Raw genomic sequence first — 14,924 nt, forward strand, 5'->3', positions numbered from 1 at the left:
ATAACCTGATTAGACAAATTCTTACGGAGGATTTTGATGCGTCGTATTCTTCTGACCACCGCCGTTTTCGCGACGCTCGCCGCTTGCGAAAAAGCCTCGACTTCCGACGGTGCCGCGCAGCTGGCGAATCCGGCGGCGACGTACTGCATTGAAAGCGGCGCTCGTTATGAGATCCGCGATGGCGCAGATGGTCAGACAGGTATCTGCATTCTGTCGGAAGGACGCGAGGTTGATGGTTGGGACTATTTCCGTGAGAACCACACAGGTTGACCCAAGCTGACGATCACGCGCGGAACGTCAGAACCCGGCTTTCAGTAATCACCATATCCAACGGCTGATCTGTCGGCTCCAGTGGCAACCCTTCGGCTTCTTGCGCGTCAAAGGCGAAACCGATGGCAAATGTCGGGCGCTTTGCGCGCAAACCTTCCAATGTACGGTCATAAAACCCGCCGCCATAACCCAGCCTGCCACCTTTTGCGTCAAAGGCGACCAGCGGAACAATCAGGATTTCCGGATCGAAATAGTCGTCAACCTCGGGAACTTTTGCCCCAAATGGCCCGTCCTTCAGCACGCCCTCGGGTGTCCAGCGGGAAAAACGCAGCGGTTGACCAGCGGCTTGAATCACCGGCACACCGACCGGGCCGTATGCTGCGGCCTCGGCCATCGCGGGTAGCGGGTCAATTTCGGTTCGGATTGGCATGTAGCCGGACAAGGGTACTCCCCTATGGCCTGCCAGAACTTCAGACAATCGCCCCGCGGCTCCCGGCAGTCGTGTATCAAATGCGACCTTGCGGCGGATAAATGCAGCCTTTCGCGCAGCTGCTTTGATTTCGGTCAGGTCGGTCGTTTCGGTCACAAAAGCACCACGCTGGCAAGGCCAAGGAATATGAAGAACCCCATGACATCCGTCGTTGTTGTCACAAAGGTTCCCGATGCCAGCGCCGGGTCAACGCCCAAACGGTCCAGCACCACCGGTACTACCGTACCTGCAAAGCCTGCGATGATCATGTTCACGACCAGAGCAGATCCAATCACGACACCCAATAACGGCGAGTCAAACCACAGCATTCCCACGGTTCCCAACACGATTGCGAAACACAGCCCGTTGAGCATCCCGACCAAAAGCTCCCGCCGGATCACTCGTGCCACGTTTGAACCTGTGAGGTCGCGCGTTGCCAACGCGCGAACGGCAACTGTCAGGGACTGTGTTCCGGCATTTCCGCCCATCGACGCGACAATCGGCATCAAAATGGCAAGGGCTACCAGTTGATCGATTGCTGCCTCGAACTGCGAGATCACTAACGACGCACAAATCGCCGCGCACAGGTTTACCGCCAGCCAAGGTAGGCGCCGCCTGCTTGTCGCGGCCACACTGTCGGATAGTGAGCTTTCATCACTAACACCAGCCAGACGCAGCATATCCTCTTCATATTCTTCATCCAAAACGACCATCGCGTCATCGATTGTGATGACACCCACCAATCGACCGTCTGCATCCACCACAGGGGCCGAGATCAAATGGTATTGGTTGAAAGCGTAGGCCACGTCTTCTTCGTCCTGATCGACGGGAATGATGTGCAGTTCCTCATCGGCAATATCTTTCAGCGGCGCCTCGCGCCGTGTGGCCATCAGCTTGCCCAAAGAGATTTGCGCTACAGGCTTAAGCCGCGGATCAACCAGAATGACAAAGTAGAATTGCTCAGGGAGGTCGTCATTGGCCCGCATGAAATCAATGGCTTGCCCCACCGTCCAATGTTCGGGCGCCATGACCACTTCGCGCTGCATGAGACGACCGGCAGAGTTTTCCGGGTAAGACAGCGCCTGTTCGGCCGCAACACGCTCGGAGTCTTCGAGCGCATCCAGAATGGTCTCCTGCTGTGGTTCTTCCAGGTCTTCCAACAGGTCAACGACATCGTCGCTTTCCATGTCCCGGACCGCTTCGGCCAAAACATCCGGCTTGAGGACATTGATGACCTCTTCGCGCACGGCTTCATCCAGCTCTGATAAGATATCACCGTCAAATTCCCTGTCGTACAGGCGGATCAGGCGAGTCCGATCATAGGAATTCATCTGCTCCAAAAGGTCGGCAATGTCCGCAGCGTGTAGCGGCTCCATCAGCTCGATCAGCTTGTCGCGATCTTCCACGTCCACTGCGTAGTGAATCCCTGCAACCGTCCTCGGATTCAGCGCATAGGCGTCTTCGTCCCGGGGCTGATCGGGTTTGACCTCGTCACTGCCTGTCGTCATGCGCTGCCCCCTTTTCACGGCGATTGGGCCCTAAATAGAAGAAGCTGCTACCGGAAAACAATGACAATGCTACGATTTACCCACATCTTTCGCCCCCTTATGCTGAAGGACGTTTCAAAAAGGGCGGAGAACAGGACACATGGCGCAAAAGACGCTGTTGAAAGGTCGCGTGCTGACTTTCACCGGATCACCATTTGAAGGTGAGCCAATTGACGCAACCAGAATTCACGAAGCGGTCCTGATCGAGGACGCGCAAATTGCGGCTTTGGGCTCGGCTGCGGACCTATTCGCGGCGCATCCGGAAGCACATGTAAAGGATTATGGCGACCACCTGATCATGGCCGGGTTCATCGACCCGCATGTCCACTATCCGCAGACAGCCATGATCGCCAGCTGGGGAAAGCGCCTTATTGACTGGCTGAACACCTACACTTTCCCGGAAGAGATGAAATTTAGCGCGCCGGAATACGCATCAGAGATTGCCAACCGTTACCTGGACCTGACAACCGCGTATGGCACAACAACTATGTGCAGTTTCTGCACCATCCATCCCGAAAGTGTGGATGCCTTTTTCACGGCTGCCCAAAACCGTGGCCAACGTGTGGTGGCAGGAAAAACCTGTATGGACCGCAACGCGCCTGAAGGGCTTCGGGACACCGCACAGACTGGTTATGATCAATCCAAGGCGCTGCTACACAAGTGGCATGGGATCGATCGGATTTCTTACGCGATCACGCCGCGGTTTTCACCCACTTCCACACCAGAACAGCTGGAAGCCATGGGCGCATTGTGGGCTGAAAACCCTGAATGCCTGATGCAAACTCACCTGAGCGAGCAGACCGATGAAATCGAATGGGCTAAGTCCCTGTTCCCGGATGCGCGGGATTATCTTGATACATATGAAACCTTCGGCCTGTTGGGCGGGCGCGGTCTTTACGGCCACAGTATCCATCTGGAGCCACGCGAACGGGACCGGCTGCGCGAGGTGGACGCCGCGCTGATCCATTGCCCGACATCGAATACCTTCATTGGTTCGGGCCTGTTTGACATGAACGGCCTGGTCCGGGACGGGCATCGGGTTGGTTTGGCCACCGACACAGGCGGCGGGTCGAGCTTTTCGATGTTGCGCACAATGGCGGCAGCCTACGAGATCGGCCAGTTGCGCGGCCACCCGCTGCACCCGGCACAATTGCTGTGGCTGGCGACAGTCGGATCGGCCAGAACGCTACGGATGGATGAGTGCATCGGCAATTTGGCGCAAGGGATGGAAGCAGACCTGGTCGTATTGGACCTTGCGTCCACACCAGCCATTGCTCAGCGCGAGGCCAATGCAGACGACCTTTGGGAAGCGATCTTCCCTACCATCATGATGGGCGACGACCGAGCCGTCGCCGATGTGTGGATCGCGGGAAAATCGACCACGCGCTGAAGCTCCTTTACTCCTGCAACGCTCGCGCCAGTTGATTTTGCCGTTCGATCACGCGCGGCAGATCAAGCGTCGATATCTGACCATCGCGAACGATTTGGCGACCATCAACAAACAGGTGTTTGACCCGAGACGGCCCAGCCAGCAACAGTGCGGCTGGGTCCCAACTGCCTGCGCTTTCGATGCCAATTGTTTCCCAGATTGCGATATCTGCTCGTTTCCCCGGCATTAGGCGTCCGCAATCGGACCGGTTCAGAACGTCCGCGCCACCTCGGGTTGCGATTTCAAGCGCCTCGCGGGCGGACATAGCATCCGCACCATTTTCGACACGCTGCAACAACATGGTCTGACGCGCCTCGGCCATCAAATTGCCGGTGTCGTTGCTGGCAGATCCGTCAACCCCCAAACCAACCGTCACGCCCGCGTCGCGCATTGCCCGAACCGGGGCGATCCCGGATCCGAGGCGACAATTCGAGCAGGGGCAATGGGCCACGCCCGTGCCTGTTCTGGCAAACAAGTCAATCTCGGCCCCGTCCAGTTTCACGCAATGGGCATGCCAAACGTCGTCCCCGGTCCATCCCAATTCCTCGGCGTATTGACCTGGGCGACAACCAAACTGCGCCTGAGAATAGGCTATGTCCTCGTCATTTTCCGCCAGATGCGTGTGCAACATGACGCCCTTGTCCCGCGCCAACAAGGCCGCTTCCCGCATCAAATCGCGAGTGACAGAGAACGGAGAGCACGGCGCAAGGCCCACCCGACACATTGCGCCCTCAGACGGGTCATGAAAGGTATCAACGACCCGGATCATGTCTTCGATGATGGCGCCTTCGGCCTCGACCAAGCTGTCCGGCGGCAATCCTCCGTTGCTTTCTCCAATGCTCATCGCGCCACGTGTGGGATGAAACCGCAGCCCTAATTCTGCCGCTGCAGCAATCGTGTCGTCAAGGCGCGCGCCGTTGGGATACAGGTACAGATGGTCAGAACTGAGCGTGCACCCCGACAGGGCCAGCTCGGCCAGGCCGATCTGTGCCGAGATGAACATTTCCTCGGGCCCGAACCGAGACCAGATCGGGTAGAGCGTTTTGAGCCAACCGAACAGCAAGGCATCCTGCCCGCCCGGGACCGCTCGGGTCAGGGTCTGATAGAGATGGTGATGGGTGTTGACCAACCCTGGTGTGACGATACATCCAGAGGCATCGTGGACCTCGCCTTCGGTCGCCAGCCCATGGCCGAGCTGCGCAATTTGACCATCGCGAATCAAAAGGTCTGCGCCGCCCAATTCTTGCCGGGCATCGTCCATCGTCAAAATCGAGTCGGCGTTTCGGATCAAAATTTCAGGCATATCATGCACTCCTGCATTTGCCCGCCTCATGCAAAGGAGTGTCGACTGGTGGAAAACGGGCTCAAGAACCAGCCGTAGCGATGATAAACGTTGCCGCCTTGCGCGGCAACCGGGGTCAATAGGTGCGCAAAATCTCCAAAGCTGCGGCGTGAATCTGGGGGTTGGCTGCGGCCAAGACCCTTCCACCGTCATGGGCCGGATTACCCTGCCAGTCGGTCACGATCCCTCCGGCAGCATGGATGACCGCGATAGGTGCCTGGACGTCATAAGCGTTCAATCCCGCTTCGATCACCAGATCGACCTGCCCAGCCGCCAGTAGTGCGTAGGCATAGCAATCCATCCCATATCGCGTAAGCTTGGTGTGCCTCGATACGGCTCGAAACGCTTCGCCCTCAGCCGTAGTGCCCACTTCGGGAAAGGTGGTGAATATAATCGCCTGATCCAAAGACCGTGTCGCGCGGGTCTTCAGGCTGGCCTTACCCATCGGGCCGTTGACAAAAGCCTGTCCGTCAAAACCGACAAATCGTTCGGCGATATACGGTTGGTCAATTACACCCAAAAAGGGGCCGTTTTCCGCTCCCAAAGCAATAAGAACACCCCAGGTTGGTGTGCCACTGATAAAACCACGAGTTCCGTCAATCGGATCAAGCACCCACGTCCGGCCGCTGGTGCCCTCGGTCTGACCGAATTCTTCGCCCAAAATGCCGTCTTCGGGCCGGTGCTTGGCCAAGACCGCACGCATCGCCTTTTCAGCGTCGCGGTCGGCGATGGTGACGGGATCGAATCCCGCGTCCAATTTGTTGTCGGCTTTCAGGCCAGATTGACGGAAATAGGGAAGAATGGCCGCACGCGCCGCGTCGGCCATTTCTTCGGCAACTTCTAAATCGCTAAGAGGAGTGTGTCGCATGCGCTACCCGTGCGACGGCATCACCCCCAATGTCAAGACAGTCGTTTCAGGCGACTTCACTCAGAACACGAGCCAGTTCGAAAAGACGGCGGCGCTGGTTCTCCGGGATCGAGTAATAGGAACGTACCAGATCCAATGCCTCTTTATCCCCCATCAAGTCAGCAGGCACCGATGTCTTTTCAGCATCGTCCTTCTGAACCTCTTCAAGTCCTTCAAAGAAAAAGCTGACAGGAACTTCCAATGCCTCGGCAATGTCCCAAAGACGTGAAGCGCTGATACGGTTGGCACCCGTTTCATACTTTTGAATTTGTTGAAATTTGATACCAACTTGCTGCGCCAGCTGCTGCTGGGTCATGCCAATCAGCCAGCGGCGATGCCGGACGCGCTTGCCCACATGGACATCGACGTGATGGGTCATTGGTATTCTCCTCTATAACTCAAACAACCGTTCGGAAAAAACCGACAGCAGCTATCACCGCGAAACTAGCGGGTCGCTGCTTAAGAACTTCCTAATCCGGAATGTACCCCCCGAACGGCACTACGCACCAATATTGCCGCTTTCAGATTTTTTTTCAAGCGGGTTGAATTCAAAACCACGAATAGTTGTTTCCGGTTGTAGCCCACCAAAACCAGTTTCAGTTGTTGCAATTGATGAAACTGAGATGGATGTTTACAGCAGCCTGCTTCACAACACTTACGTTAGCAATTGACAATCACTTGTTCGCCCCCGTCAATGCGCCAAAAACCGGAGAGCGAACATGCTGGCCTATCGCGTAAATTCCAAGGGATCCAAAGCAGAGCTTTGCGACACAAAAGTACCCGATCCAGCCGAAGGACAGGTCCGGGTGGCTATTCGGGCCTGCGGCCTGAACTTTGCAGATTTGCTGATGCAGAAGGGCACGTATCAGGAAACGCCCGAGCCTCCGTTCACCCTCGGCATGGAAATCGCAGGAATTATTGATGTGGTCGGAAGCGGCGTTGAAGGCTTGAAACCCGGAGACAGGGTCGGGGTCTTCTCAGGACAAGGCGGATTGGCCGAATTTGGCGTCTTTGACACTGACCGGGTTTTTCCGCTGCCCGACTCTGTGAGTTATGAAGACGCCGCCGCGATTCAAATCGCCTATGGCACCGGCCACATTGCCCTGCACCATCGTGCGCAACTGCAGCCCGGCGAAACCCTCTTGGTGACAGGTGCCGCAGGTGGTGTCGGGCTGACTGCGGTAGAGCTGGGAAAACTGATGGGCGCGACAGTCATCGCACAGGCACGCGGGCCAGAGAAACTGGCTGTCGCCCAAAAAGCGGGCGCCGATTATCTTGTCGACGCCAGTGAGGACTTGCGCGAGCGCGTGCTCGCGCTGGGAGGGGCCGATGTGGTCTACGATGCAATTGGCGGGGATGTCTTCAAGGCGGCCTTCCGTGCCACGAACCCGGAAGGGCGTCTGCTGCCGATCGGCTTTGCCGGTGGGGACGTTCCGCAGATCCCGGCAAACCATCTGCTGGTCAAAAATCTGACTGTGATTGGCGTTTATTTCGGTGGCTACCTGAAATTCAGACCAAAGGTCATTCACGACAGCTTTGCCACCCTATTCCGCTGGCGCGTCGAAGGGCGGATCAAACCGCATATCAGCCATCTTCTGCCTTTGCGTGAAGTCGAACAGGGCATGCAATTGTTGAAAGAGCGCAAATCGACCGGCAAGATCGTAATTGCGCCCTGACCGTTTCAGCCGACGACAGCTTTGAGTGGGGTTCTCCCCACCAATCGGAAGTTCTGCCGAACCAGAGACGCCAGCGCGTCGACCACTGAATCTCGCGCTTTGTCGGCACCATACAAATTAATCATATGCGCAGGTAGCTCGGGCAGAGTCCCGCCCGAGTCGATCTGTTCCAGATGAGCCGCCTCTGTTCCATCCAGCATAGCGTGGACGGCTAGATCAGCACTGACCGTTGCCTCAATCGTTCTATCGTTTTCGGTTTCAACAGACAGCTCCCACGGGATACCAGCCTCATCCAGCGCGGATATCACCTGCGGTCGAAACAGGCACCGGCGCCCCAATGCCAGTGGGATCGGGCGCTTGCGCCACGCGGACCCTCCCGGAGCACCGATCCATCTCAGGGGCAATTCGGCTACGGTCTCCGCACCCTCTCCGCCTGATGCTTCGGTCGTGAGAATCAAGTCGCATTCACCACGCTTGAACATGTCTTTCAGCTGCAAGGAATACGAGGACACCAGCTGCACGCGAACGCGTGGGAAATCCGCATTGAACCGCTGCAACACGCGCGGAATTGCCGGATAGACGATGTCGTGGGGCACTCCCAAAACGACCTCACCTTCAAACGCCTGATCCGTCAGTTTGGAAATCACCTCATCGTTCAGTGCGATCATTCGCCGAGCATAGGCCAGCAACTGCTCTCCTGATGCGGTCAGCGCAATAGTCCGGCCACTGCGGTCCAACAAATCAAGGTCCAACAGTTCCTCCAACCGCTTGAGCTGCATCGAAACCGCCGACTGGGTCAGATGAAGGAAACCGGCAGCGCGCGTGACACCGCCATGATCCGCGACGGCCACAAACGATCGTAAGGTGGTGATATCCAAGTTTCGCATCTTCAAGATTCCTTATGGGAGTCTTCATAAACATTCATTTTTCAAATATGTCATGATGCGCCATATAGATCAAGAAGTTTGATCTTAACCACCAACTTCATCACATAACCACGAAAGGGCAAAGATTATGACCCAAATTGCAATCACAAATCCACTCGGACTGTCACGGTCTGGTCAAGGTAGCAAAATCTGGCGTCTGCTGAGCCTGGCCAAACAACGCCGTACACTGTCTAGGCTCGATGATCGCGCACTCGAAGATATCGGCATCACCCGCGCCGAAGCGAATGTTGAGGCCGCACGACCAATCTGGGACGCACCAAAACATTGGTGCAAGCACCTGTATTGATTGACGTTGGGCATCGATTTGGCGGCTTGATCAAAAAAGCCGCCAGATTTGTTGACAGTTTTGCTGAGAATTGGGCCTAAAACCCTTGAAAGACAGGCCACTCTCTCCGATATTTGCTGGGAAGCTGGCCTGCTTTCGCGGGCTGAGCAAAGGAAATTGAAGGGAGACCCTTATATGGCACAATTTGACACGATCCGGACGGCGGCCGGCGCGCGCGCTGCCGAGATTGATGAGGGCCTGCGCGCCCATATGAACAAAGTCTACGGCACAATGTCCGTCGGCATGCTGATTACTTTTGCCGTGGCCTGGGCCGTGGGCAGCAACGATCAGCTGTTGTCAGTGTTTCGTGACCCCATCACGCTGAGCCCCAACATTCTGGGATGGATCGTGATGTTCGCTCCTCTGGCTATGGTGTTCGGTTTCGGCGCCGCGATTAACCGTCTTTCGGCTGCCGGTGCGCAACTGTTCTTCTACGCGTTCGCGGCTGTCATGGGCTTGTCCATGAGCTGGATTTTCGTGGCCTTCACTGGCATTTCGATCGCGCAGGTGTTCCTGGTCACTTCGATCGCGTTCGCTGGTCTGTCGCTATACGGTTACGTCACCAAGAAGGACCTGTCCGGTATGGGCACGTTCCTGATGATGGGTGTGATCGGTCTGATCGTCGCGATGGTCATCAACCTGTTCCTGCAGTCGCCTGCGATCATGTTTGCCGTGTCCATTCTGGGCGTTCTGATCTTTGCCGGTCTGACCGCTTATGACACGCAGAAGATCAAGACGACCTATCTGCAGATGGCCCATGCGGGCGATCAGGAGTGGCTGGGTAAAGCTGCCATCATGGGAGCGCTGAACCTGTATCTGGACTTCATCAACATGTTCATGTTCTTGCTGCAACTGTTGGGCAACCGCGAATAACGCGGATCAACTTTTGGTCTTTAAAGGGCGGGCCCAGTGTGGCCCGCCCTTTTTTGTTACGTCTCGAACTGCCGCGAACGGTACCATCGATTATAAAGGTTGCTGGCATCGACCGCTAAGCTCAGCCACTGATTGTCGTCAAAAAAGAAACCCCCGCCAAAGCGACGGGGGTTAACCTTTACGTATCGGTATTATTCTTCAGCTGCAATTCAGCGGCACTGCAAAGCCCGCACTGCGCGAAGACGATCCTTTGCCATATACATCCCCTGCGGGCAGGCACCCGGTGAAACGCTCCGTTTCAGACCCAAAGATCGAACCAATGGAATTGTCGATCTTGGTGCTGTTATTTTTTGTGCGTAGCACTCCGTACAGCGTCCCGTTCACGCTGACCGTGCTCAGATACAATTCCGTATCACTCCCGGTCAATTGCACTGCATTGGCTACGGATTGACCACCGTTGTTAATGGCAACTCCAGCCAGTTTTTCCTTCTCAACCTGGTCGGATGCAATCTGAATGGTGGGCAATTCGGCAAGTTCCGCTGGCACGTTGGTAGCCTCGGGGACAAACGCCGCCGCACCTTTAACATCGGAAATAGTACGCGGCTCGCCGTCAATTCCAGTGAAACCGATACCTTCGCGATTGTACGGGTCTTCACATGCGGCAAGGGTCAGTATGGCCAGTGTGGGCAATAAGATTTTTTTCATGACGGTCAACATTTTGGAACGGTTAGCTGAAGCGTAGCGGTACGCCACACGAAAAAGCAAGCCGCCCTTGTTCAGATTACCCGAATGGCTGATGCGCCTCTGCAACGGCTGGATCAACGCGGAGTTTATTCTTCAGATGATCGTGCACTTGATCAGCGCACGTAAAAAGGACCCTGCCTTGGGCAGAGTCCTTTTGAATTTGTCCAAGCTGTACGGCAGATTACTTAATCTTGCCTTCCTTGTACTCGACATGTTTCCGAACGACCGGGTCGTACTTACGAATGGTCATTTTCTCGGTCATGGTGCGAGCGTTTTTCTTGGTCACGTAGAAGTGGCCCGTGCCCGCGGTCGAGTTCAGACGGATCTTGATTGTCGTCGGCTTCGCCATGGTTATCTCCTGCGTCCGAAAAGGCAGGGGCCTTTCGGTTGAATTCCTATGAGCGTGCGCTTTTACCCTCTCGCGCAGCCGAGTCAACAGGAATCCGCCGCACCGGATCATAAATCCCCGCCCCCGTTCCGGCGCGTCCCGGATGGGATTTGGAATGATCACGGGTTTGTGATAGCTTGCCACGCAGTCACGACACAAAGAAGCTAAAGCCAGGCTCGACGCAAGAGGCACCGGAAACAGGCAATACCCTGTCTTAGCAGGAATTCATTGCACGACATTTCCGGGGGGATCTCATGACAGAATGGACGATTCAGGGCGAAGAGTTGGCGAATTGCAATTGCAATTACGGGTGCCCGTGCCAATTCAGCGTACTTCCTACACATGGCAACTGCGAAGCGGTTGTGGTTTTTGACATTGAAAGCGGAAAATACGGAGACACGGATCTGGCCGGCCTGCGCGCGGCCGGAGTCTACTATTGGCCTGGCCCAATTCACGAAGGCAACGGCGAGATGCAGTTGATCATCGATGAAAGCGCCACCAAAGACCAAAGAGCCGCCTTGCAAGCCATCATGACTGGCGAGGACACCGATGAAATGGCGACCATGTGGTACGTCTACAGCGCAATGGCCCCGACCAAGCACGAAACACTCTATTTGCCCATCGAATTGAACTGGAGTCGGGAGGAGCGCTCAGGCTTCGCCAAAGTTCCAGGTGTTTTCGACCTCGAGGTCAATCCAATCGCGCACATCGTCTCGGGCGCGCCGCATCGGGCTTCAATTCAACTGCCAAACGGGTTTGAGTATCGCCATGCCGAGTCGGCCTCAGGAACGGCGAAGACTACCGGTGGCGCGATCAGCCTGACCTTTGACGCGACCCACGCTCATCTGGCCCATCTGAACATATCTGGCCACGGCGTGCTCGGCGCTTGATCGGAATGATCCGATGATCCATCACCCTGCTTCTCCCCGTCCCGGGGCGGTCGAACGGTTGTTGCGTCAGGACAGCGCCATAGTACTAGGCTGCGTTCTACTGATCGTTCTGGCCGCATCATGGTACACGATCACCGGTATCGGCATGAACATGTCCGCAGTCGAGATGACCCGGATGGCTGGCCCGATCGGACACCCGATGCAGATGGAGGATGGTATTTCCTGGGACGCGGGCTATGCCGTCCTTTTATTCCTCATGTGGTGGATCATGATGATCGCCATGATGACCCCCAGTGCCGCACCAATGGTGTTGCTTTACGTTGCGCTCAAGCGGATGGGCCCCGAAAAAGATCGCACGGCATTCTACAGTTTGCTCTTTCTGTCCGGCTATCTGGTCGCCTGGGCTGTGTTCAGCGCTTTCGCCACGGTCGCGCAATGGGGGCTGGAGCACTCCGGCCTTTCAGATGGCCCGATGATGACGATTCGATCAAAGGGGTTTGCTGGCTTTTTGTTGCTGGCGGCCGGGTTTTATCAACTGTCCAGTCTGAAGTCAGCTTGCCTGCGTCACTGCCGAAGCCCTGCTCAATTCCTTGCAGAACACAACAGCCATGGACCGATGGGCGCATTTCGCGTTGGAGCCTCGCACGGTGTGTTTTGCCTGGGGTGTTGCTGGGCGTTGATGCTGCTGCTGTTCGTGGGCGGTGTCATGAACCTCTATTGGATTGCAGGGATAGCGATTTACGTTGCGGTGGAAAAACTGTTGCCGAGGGCGGGTTGGTTGGCCCCTGTCACTGGCGCGGCACTGACTGTCATGGGTGTCTGGCTGATCGCACAGGCGATTTTTGCAACCGGCTGAAGCACCCATTCCGGCCGCGGGGTCGGCCGAATTTCGGGCCCCGATTGAACCTTCTTAAAAGGAGTTGGAAATGCCTGTTTTCATTACATACGCGTCTTATTCGCACACTGGTGTCAAGGGGATGCTGAAGAAACCCGAAGATCGAACTGGTCCGGTCAAGGCGCTACTTGAAGGGGTCGGCGGAAAGCTATTGGCGTTTTATATCACGACTGGAAGCAATGACGTTGTTGTCATCAGCGAAGCACCGGACGGCACCGATGCGGTTGCCGTGGGGATGGCAGTCGCGGCCTCGGGTGCGGTATCCAAAATCGAAACCGTGCGCGCATGGACAGCATCAGAATTTGTGTCCATCACCGAGAAAGCCGCGGCACTGACAGGTGCATACACGCCGCCAGGTGGATAATAGGATATGCGCGGAGGGCCTGTAAGCCGGATCCTGTTCCGGGGTTGCCCCCTTCGATGACCATTCCTCTAGGCCGCGCATTACTGCGCGGCTCAAGCTGCCAACCCGGTCCCTCTCGGCCAAGACGTGCCTAGCGGCGGTATCGGCTTACGCCGACCGGCCCGCGCGGGGACCCTATTCGGCATTGCTCCCGGTGGGGCTTGCCGTGCCGTCCCTGTTGCCAGGGACGCGGTGGGCTCTTACCCCACCGTTTCACCCTTACCTCGGACCGAAGCCCGGGGCGGTCTGATTTCTGTGGCGCTTTCCGTCGGGTTTCCCCGCCCGGGCGTTACCCGGCACCGTTGTCTTGTGGAGTCCGGACTTTCCTCTCGGGCATGTGCCCCAGCGGCCATCCGGCCCTCCGCGCGGGGTCGTGGGTATGCCTTGGGTCGAACGGCGTCAAGAGTAGATCAGGCTGATACGCCTGCACGGCGAAGGGGCGAGAAATCAGCGGGTGCCAGCGGCCCGCTTCCCCACGGGCGATACCTGAGACGCACTGCGCCGAGAAGGGCGTCGTCATCGACTTCGGCGGTGAATCCAGCCTCGCGTGCCAAAACACGGAACTCATCCAAGTGCGCATCTTGCTGGCCTTCGTCATCTCCCCGCAATTTTGCCAGATTCTGGCGTTCCAGCCGTTGCCAGTCAAAACGTGGACCGGGGTCAGACTTGCGACCCGGAGCCATGTCGGAATGGCCAATGACACCGTCCGGGCCTATCGCCCAGCGCGCCATGGCTTCCCTCAGCAGGGTTTCCAGAACCGCCATCTGCGGGGCCGAAAAGGGATGATCGCCTCGGTTGTCCAGCTCTATGCCGATCGAGCGCGAATTGATGTCGCGCTGGCCATGCCACTCTCCCGCGCCAGCGTGCCAGGCCCGGTCTTGTTCCCTGACCAATTGCCATAAGGTACCGTCAGTTCCGATCAGGTAGTGAGCAGACACTTCGGCTGTGGGATCGCATAGACGATCCAGAGCCTCGTCGGCGCTGTCCATGGCTGTGTAGTGCAGCACGATGAGGGTCGGGGTCAGCCCATCACGGCGCGAGCCGAAATTTGGAGATGGGTGCCAGATCGGTTGCAACGGGTTAGTTGCCGACAGCGCTTCTGAAGGGGGTGGGGTCCCAGCCGCAGGCATACCCATCACCGTCCGGGTCCAACCCTTTTCGGTCACGCTGTGGGCCACCATTTGACAGGAACTCGATCTGAGCCTGATCAGGAGACGCAAACTTTGCACAGTTCCGTTGAGCCTTGGCTTGCAGGTTAAATCCCGCACGGCTGTATAGCTGCGTGCCAACCGGGTTTGAGGTGCTAAGCGCGTATTGCACGATGTTTGGCTGACCCTCGGCACCCCGTTGCGGCACGGCGGTAGGGGCAACCACCTCATAGGTCTGGCGGTTCTGTTCAATGCGGGCCGCATCGGATTCAATTGTGCGACGGTTCGAGACAGCGGCGAAATCCTGTTCGTCCGAAATCCCAGCGCTGTTAACTGCTGACGCGTTGGCTACGGGCACCGCCTGACCTGAGGTGCCGGCCAGCGCGGCGGCCGTCTGGTTGGCGATGTCGGTTGCATCGTCACCGGTCAGAGGCGTCACTGCCCCGCCCGAGCCCTGTGCCGATAGCGGTTCCTCTGAAATAACGGGGGGCGGTGCCAGCGGGTTGCCCGTTAAGCCCTGCCCCGTCAACTGCGCCTCACGCTGAGCCTGATAATCGGGCGTGTTAAATCCGGTGCTCGAAACAGGCGTCACCGTATCACATGCCGCAATTAACCCAATGGTCGGGATCAGAAGCATTCTGCGCATTTTCGCTGCTCCGTTTTCTTGTTGT

General features: G+C 57.0%; 18 protein-coding genes and 1 other RNA gene. 8 read left to right on the forward strand and 11 right to left on the reverse strand.

The genetic code is table 11. The features are described 5' to 3' along the window. Positions 1-36 precede the first annotated feature (36 nt). On the forward strand, positions 37-270 hold the full coding sequence (locus tag AC2TCY_RS14830) for a putative hemolysin (RefSeq protein WP_480848473.1): 234 nt from the start codon (positions 37-39) through the stop codon (positions 268-270). A gap of 13 nt (positions 271-283) precedes the next feature. Here AC2TCY_RS14830 and AC2TCY_RS14835 read toward each other — a convergent pair whose 3' ends face one another. Both AC2TCY_RS14835 and mgtE read right to left on the reverse strand, forming a co-directional pair. After that, a complete protein-coding gene (locus AC2TCY_RS14835) occupies positions 284-856 on the reverse strand; it encodes a 5-formyltetrahydrofolate cyclo-ligase (RefSeq protein WP_480848475.1) in 573 nt (190 codons plus the stop codon). Beyond that, complete coding sequence (gene mgtE, locus AC2TCY_RS14840; protein WP_480848477.1) at positions 853-2,247, reverse strand: magnesium transporter; 1,395 nt, start codon at positions 2,245-2,247, stop codon at positions 853-855. Before mgtE ends, AC2TCY_RS14835 begins: the two co-directional genes overlap by 4 nt. A gap of 139 nt (positions 2,248-2,386) precedes the next feature. Between mgtE and guaD the strand changes: the two genes are divergently transcribed. Continuing rightward, positions 2,387-3,676, forward strand: coding sequence for a guanine deaminase (gene guaD, locus AC2TCY_RS14845; RefSeq protein WP_480848479.1), 1,290 nt, complete (start codon positions 2,387-2,389; stop codon positions 3,674-3,676). A gap of 7 nt (positions 3,677-3,683) precedes the next feature. Here the strand turns inward: guaD and AC2TCY_RS14850 are convergent, their stop codons facing one another. The 3 genes from AC2TCY_RS14850 to AC2TCY_RS14860 all read right to left on the reverse strand — a co-directional run bounded on the left by AC2TCY_RS14850 (position 3,684) and on the right by AC2TCY_RS14860 (position 6,343). Then, positions 3,684-5,018, reverse strand: coding sequence for an 8-oxoguanine deaminase (locus AC2TCY_RS14850; RefSeq protein WP_480848481.1), 1,335 nt, complete (start codon positions 5,016-5,018; stop codon positions 3,684-3,686). 115 nt (positions 5,019-5,133) lie between these two features. Continuing rightward, positions 5,134-5,925, reverse strand: coding sequence for a histidinol-phosphatase (gene hisN, locus AC2TCY_RS14855; RefSeq protein ID WP_480848483.1), 792 nt, complete (start codon positions 5,923-5,925; stop codon positions 5,134-5,136). A gap of 46 nt (positions 5,926-5,971) precedes the next feature. Next, positions 5,972-6,343, reverse strand: a complete 372-nt coding sequence (locus tag AC2TCY_RS14860; protein WP_480848484.1) for a helix-turn-helix domain-containing protein — start codon at positions 6,341-6,343, stop codon at positions 5,972-5,974. A 340-nt stretch (positions 6,344-6,683) separates the two neighbouring features. Here AC2TCY_RS14860 and AC2TCY_RS14865 point away from each other — a divergent pair, with 340 nt between their 5' ends. Continuing rightward, a complete protein-coding gene (locus AC2TCY_RS14865; protein ID WP_480848486.1) occupies positions 6,684-7,640 on the forward strand; it encodes an NADPH:quinone oxidoreductase family protein in 957 nt (318 codons plus the stop codon). A 5-nt stretch (positions 7,641-7,645) separates the two neighbouring features. Here the strand turns inward: AC2TCY_RS14865 and AC2TCY_RS14870 are convergent, their stop codons facing one another. Further along, complete coding sequence (locus tag AC2TCY_RS14870; protein ID WP_480848488.1) at positions 7,646-8,527, reverse strand: LysR family transcriptional regulator; 882 nt, start codon at positions 8,525-8,527, stop codon at positions 7,646-7,648. Positions 8,528-8,654: 127 nt separating this feature from the next. On the opposite strand from AC2TCY_RS14870, the gene AC2TCY_RS14875 reads away from it, so the two are divergent. Both AC2TCY_RS14875 and AC2TCY_RS14880 read left to right on the forward strand, forming a co-directional pair. Beyond that, positions 8,655-8,873 carry a DUF1127 domain-containing protein gene (locus tag AC2TCY_RS14875; RefSeq protein WP_480848490.1) on the forward strand — a complete coding sequence of 73 codons (219 nt, stop codon included), beginning with the start codon at positions 8,655-8,657 and terminating at the stop codon, positions 8,871-8,873. 174 nt (positions 8,874-9,047) lie between these two features. Further along, positions 9,048-9,785, forward strand: coding sequence for a Bax inhibitor-1/YccA family protein (locus tag AC2TCY_RS14880; RefSeq protein WP_480848492.1), 738 nt, complete (start codon positions 9,048-9,050; stop codon positions 9,783-9,785). 198 nt (positions 9,786-9,983) lie between these two features. On the opposite strand, the gene AC2TCY_RS14885 is transcribed toward AC2TCY_RS14880, so the two are convergent. Next, positions 9,984-10,607, reverse strand: coding sequence for a hypothetical protein (locus tag AC2TCY_RS14885; RefSeq protein WP_480848494.1), 624 nt, complete (start codon positions 10,605-10,607; stop codon positions 9,984-9,986). 103 nt (positions 10,608-10,710) lie between these two features. Further along, entirely contained in the window at positions 10,711-10,878 is a 168-nt protein-coding gene (rpmG, locus tag AC2TCY_RS14890; protein WP_037309480.1) for a 50S ribosomal protein L33, read from the reverse strand. Between the two features lie 293 nt (positions 10,879-11,171). Here rpmG and AC2TCY_RS14895 point away from each other — a divergent pair, with 293 nt between their 5' ends. From AC2TCY_RS14895 to AC2TCY_RS14905, 3 genes are all read left to right on the forward strand, one after another. Then, entirely contained in the window at positions 11,172-11,807 is a 636-nt protein-coding gene (locus AC2TCY_RS14895) for a DUF1326 domain-containing protein (protein WP_480848496.1), read from the forward strand. Positions 11,808-11,820: 13 nt separating this feature from the next. Then, positions 11,821-12,663 carry a DUF2182 domain-containing protein gene (locus AC2TCY_RS14900; RefSeq protein WP_480848497.1) on the forward strand — a complete coding sequence of 281 codons (843 nt, stop codon included), beginning with the start codon at positions 11,821-11,823 and terminating at the stop codon, positions 12,661-12,663. Between the two features lie 70 nt (positions 12,664-12,733). Beyond that, positions 12,734-13,066, forward strand: coding sequence for a GYD domain-containing protein (locus AC2TCY_RS14905; RefSeq protein WP_480848499.1), 333 nt, complete (start codon positions 12,734-12,736; stop codon positions 13,064-13,066). Positions 13,067-13,072: 6 nt separating this feature from the next. On the opposite strand, the gene rnpB is transcribed toward AC2TCY_RS14905, so the two are convergent. The 3 genes from rnpB to AC2TCY_RS14920 form a co-directional block, all read right to left on the reverse strand. Further along, positions 13,073-13,470, reverse strand: an RNA gene (gene rnpB, locus AC2TCY_RS14910) — RNase P RNA component class A. 45 nt (positions 13,471-13,515) lie between these two features. Continuing rightward, on the reverse strand, positions 13,516-14,235 hold the full coding sequence (locus AC2TCY_RS14915) for an N-acetylmuramoyl-L-alanine amidase (RefSeq protein WP_480848721.1): 720 nt from the start codon (positions 14,233-14,235) through the stop codon (positions 13,516-13,518). Then, positions 14,186-14,899, reverse strand: a complete 714-nt coding sequence (locus AC2TCY_RS14920; RefSeq protein ID WP_480848501.1) for a hypothetical protein — start codon at positions 14,897-14,899, stop codon at positions 14,186-14,188. Before AC2TCY_RS14920 ends, AC2TCY_RS14915 begins: the two co-directional genes overlap by 50 nt. Between the last annotated feature and the right edge of the window lie 25 nt (positions 14,900-14,924).

It is taken from the genome of Ruegeria sp. HKCCD7181, assembly GCF_057221055.1.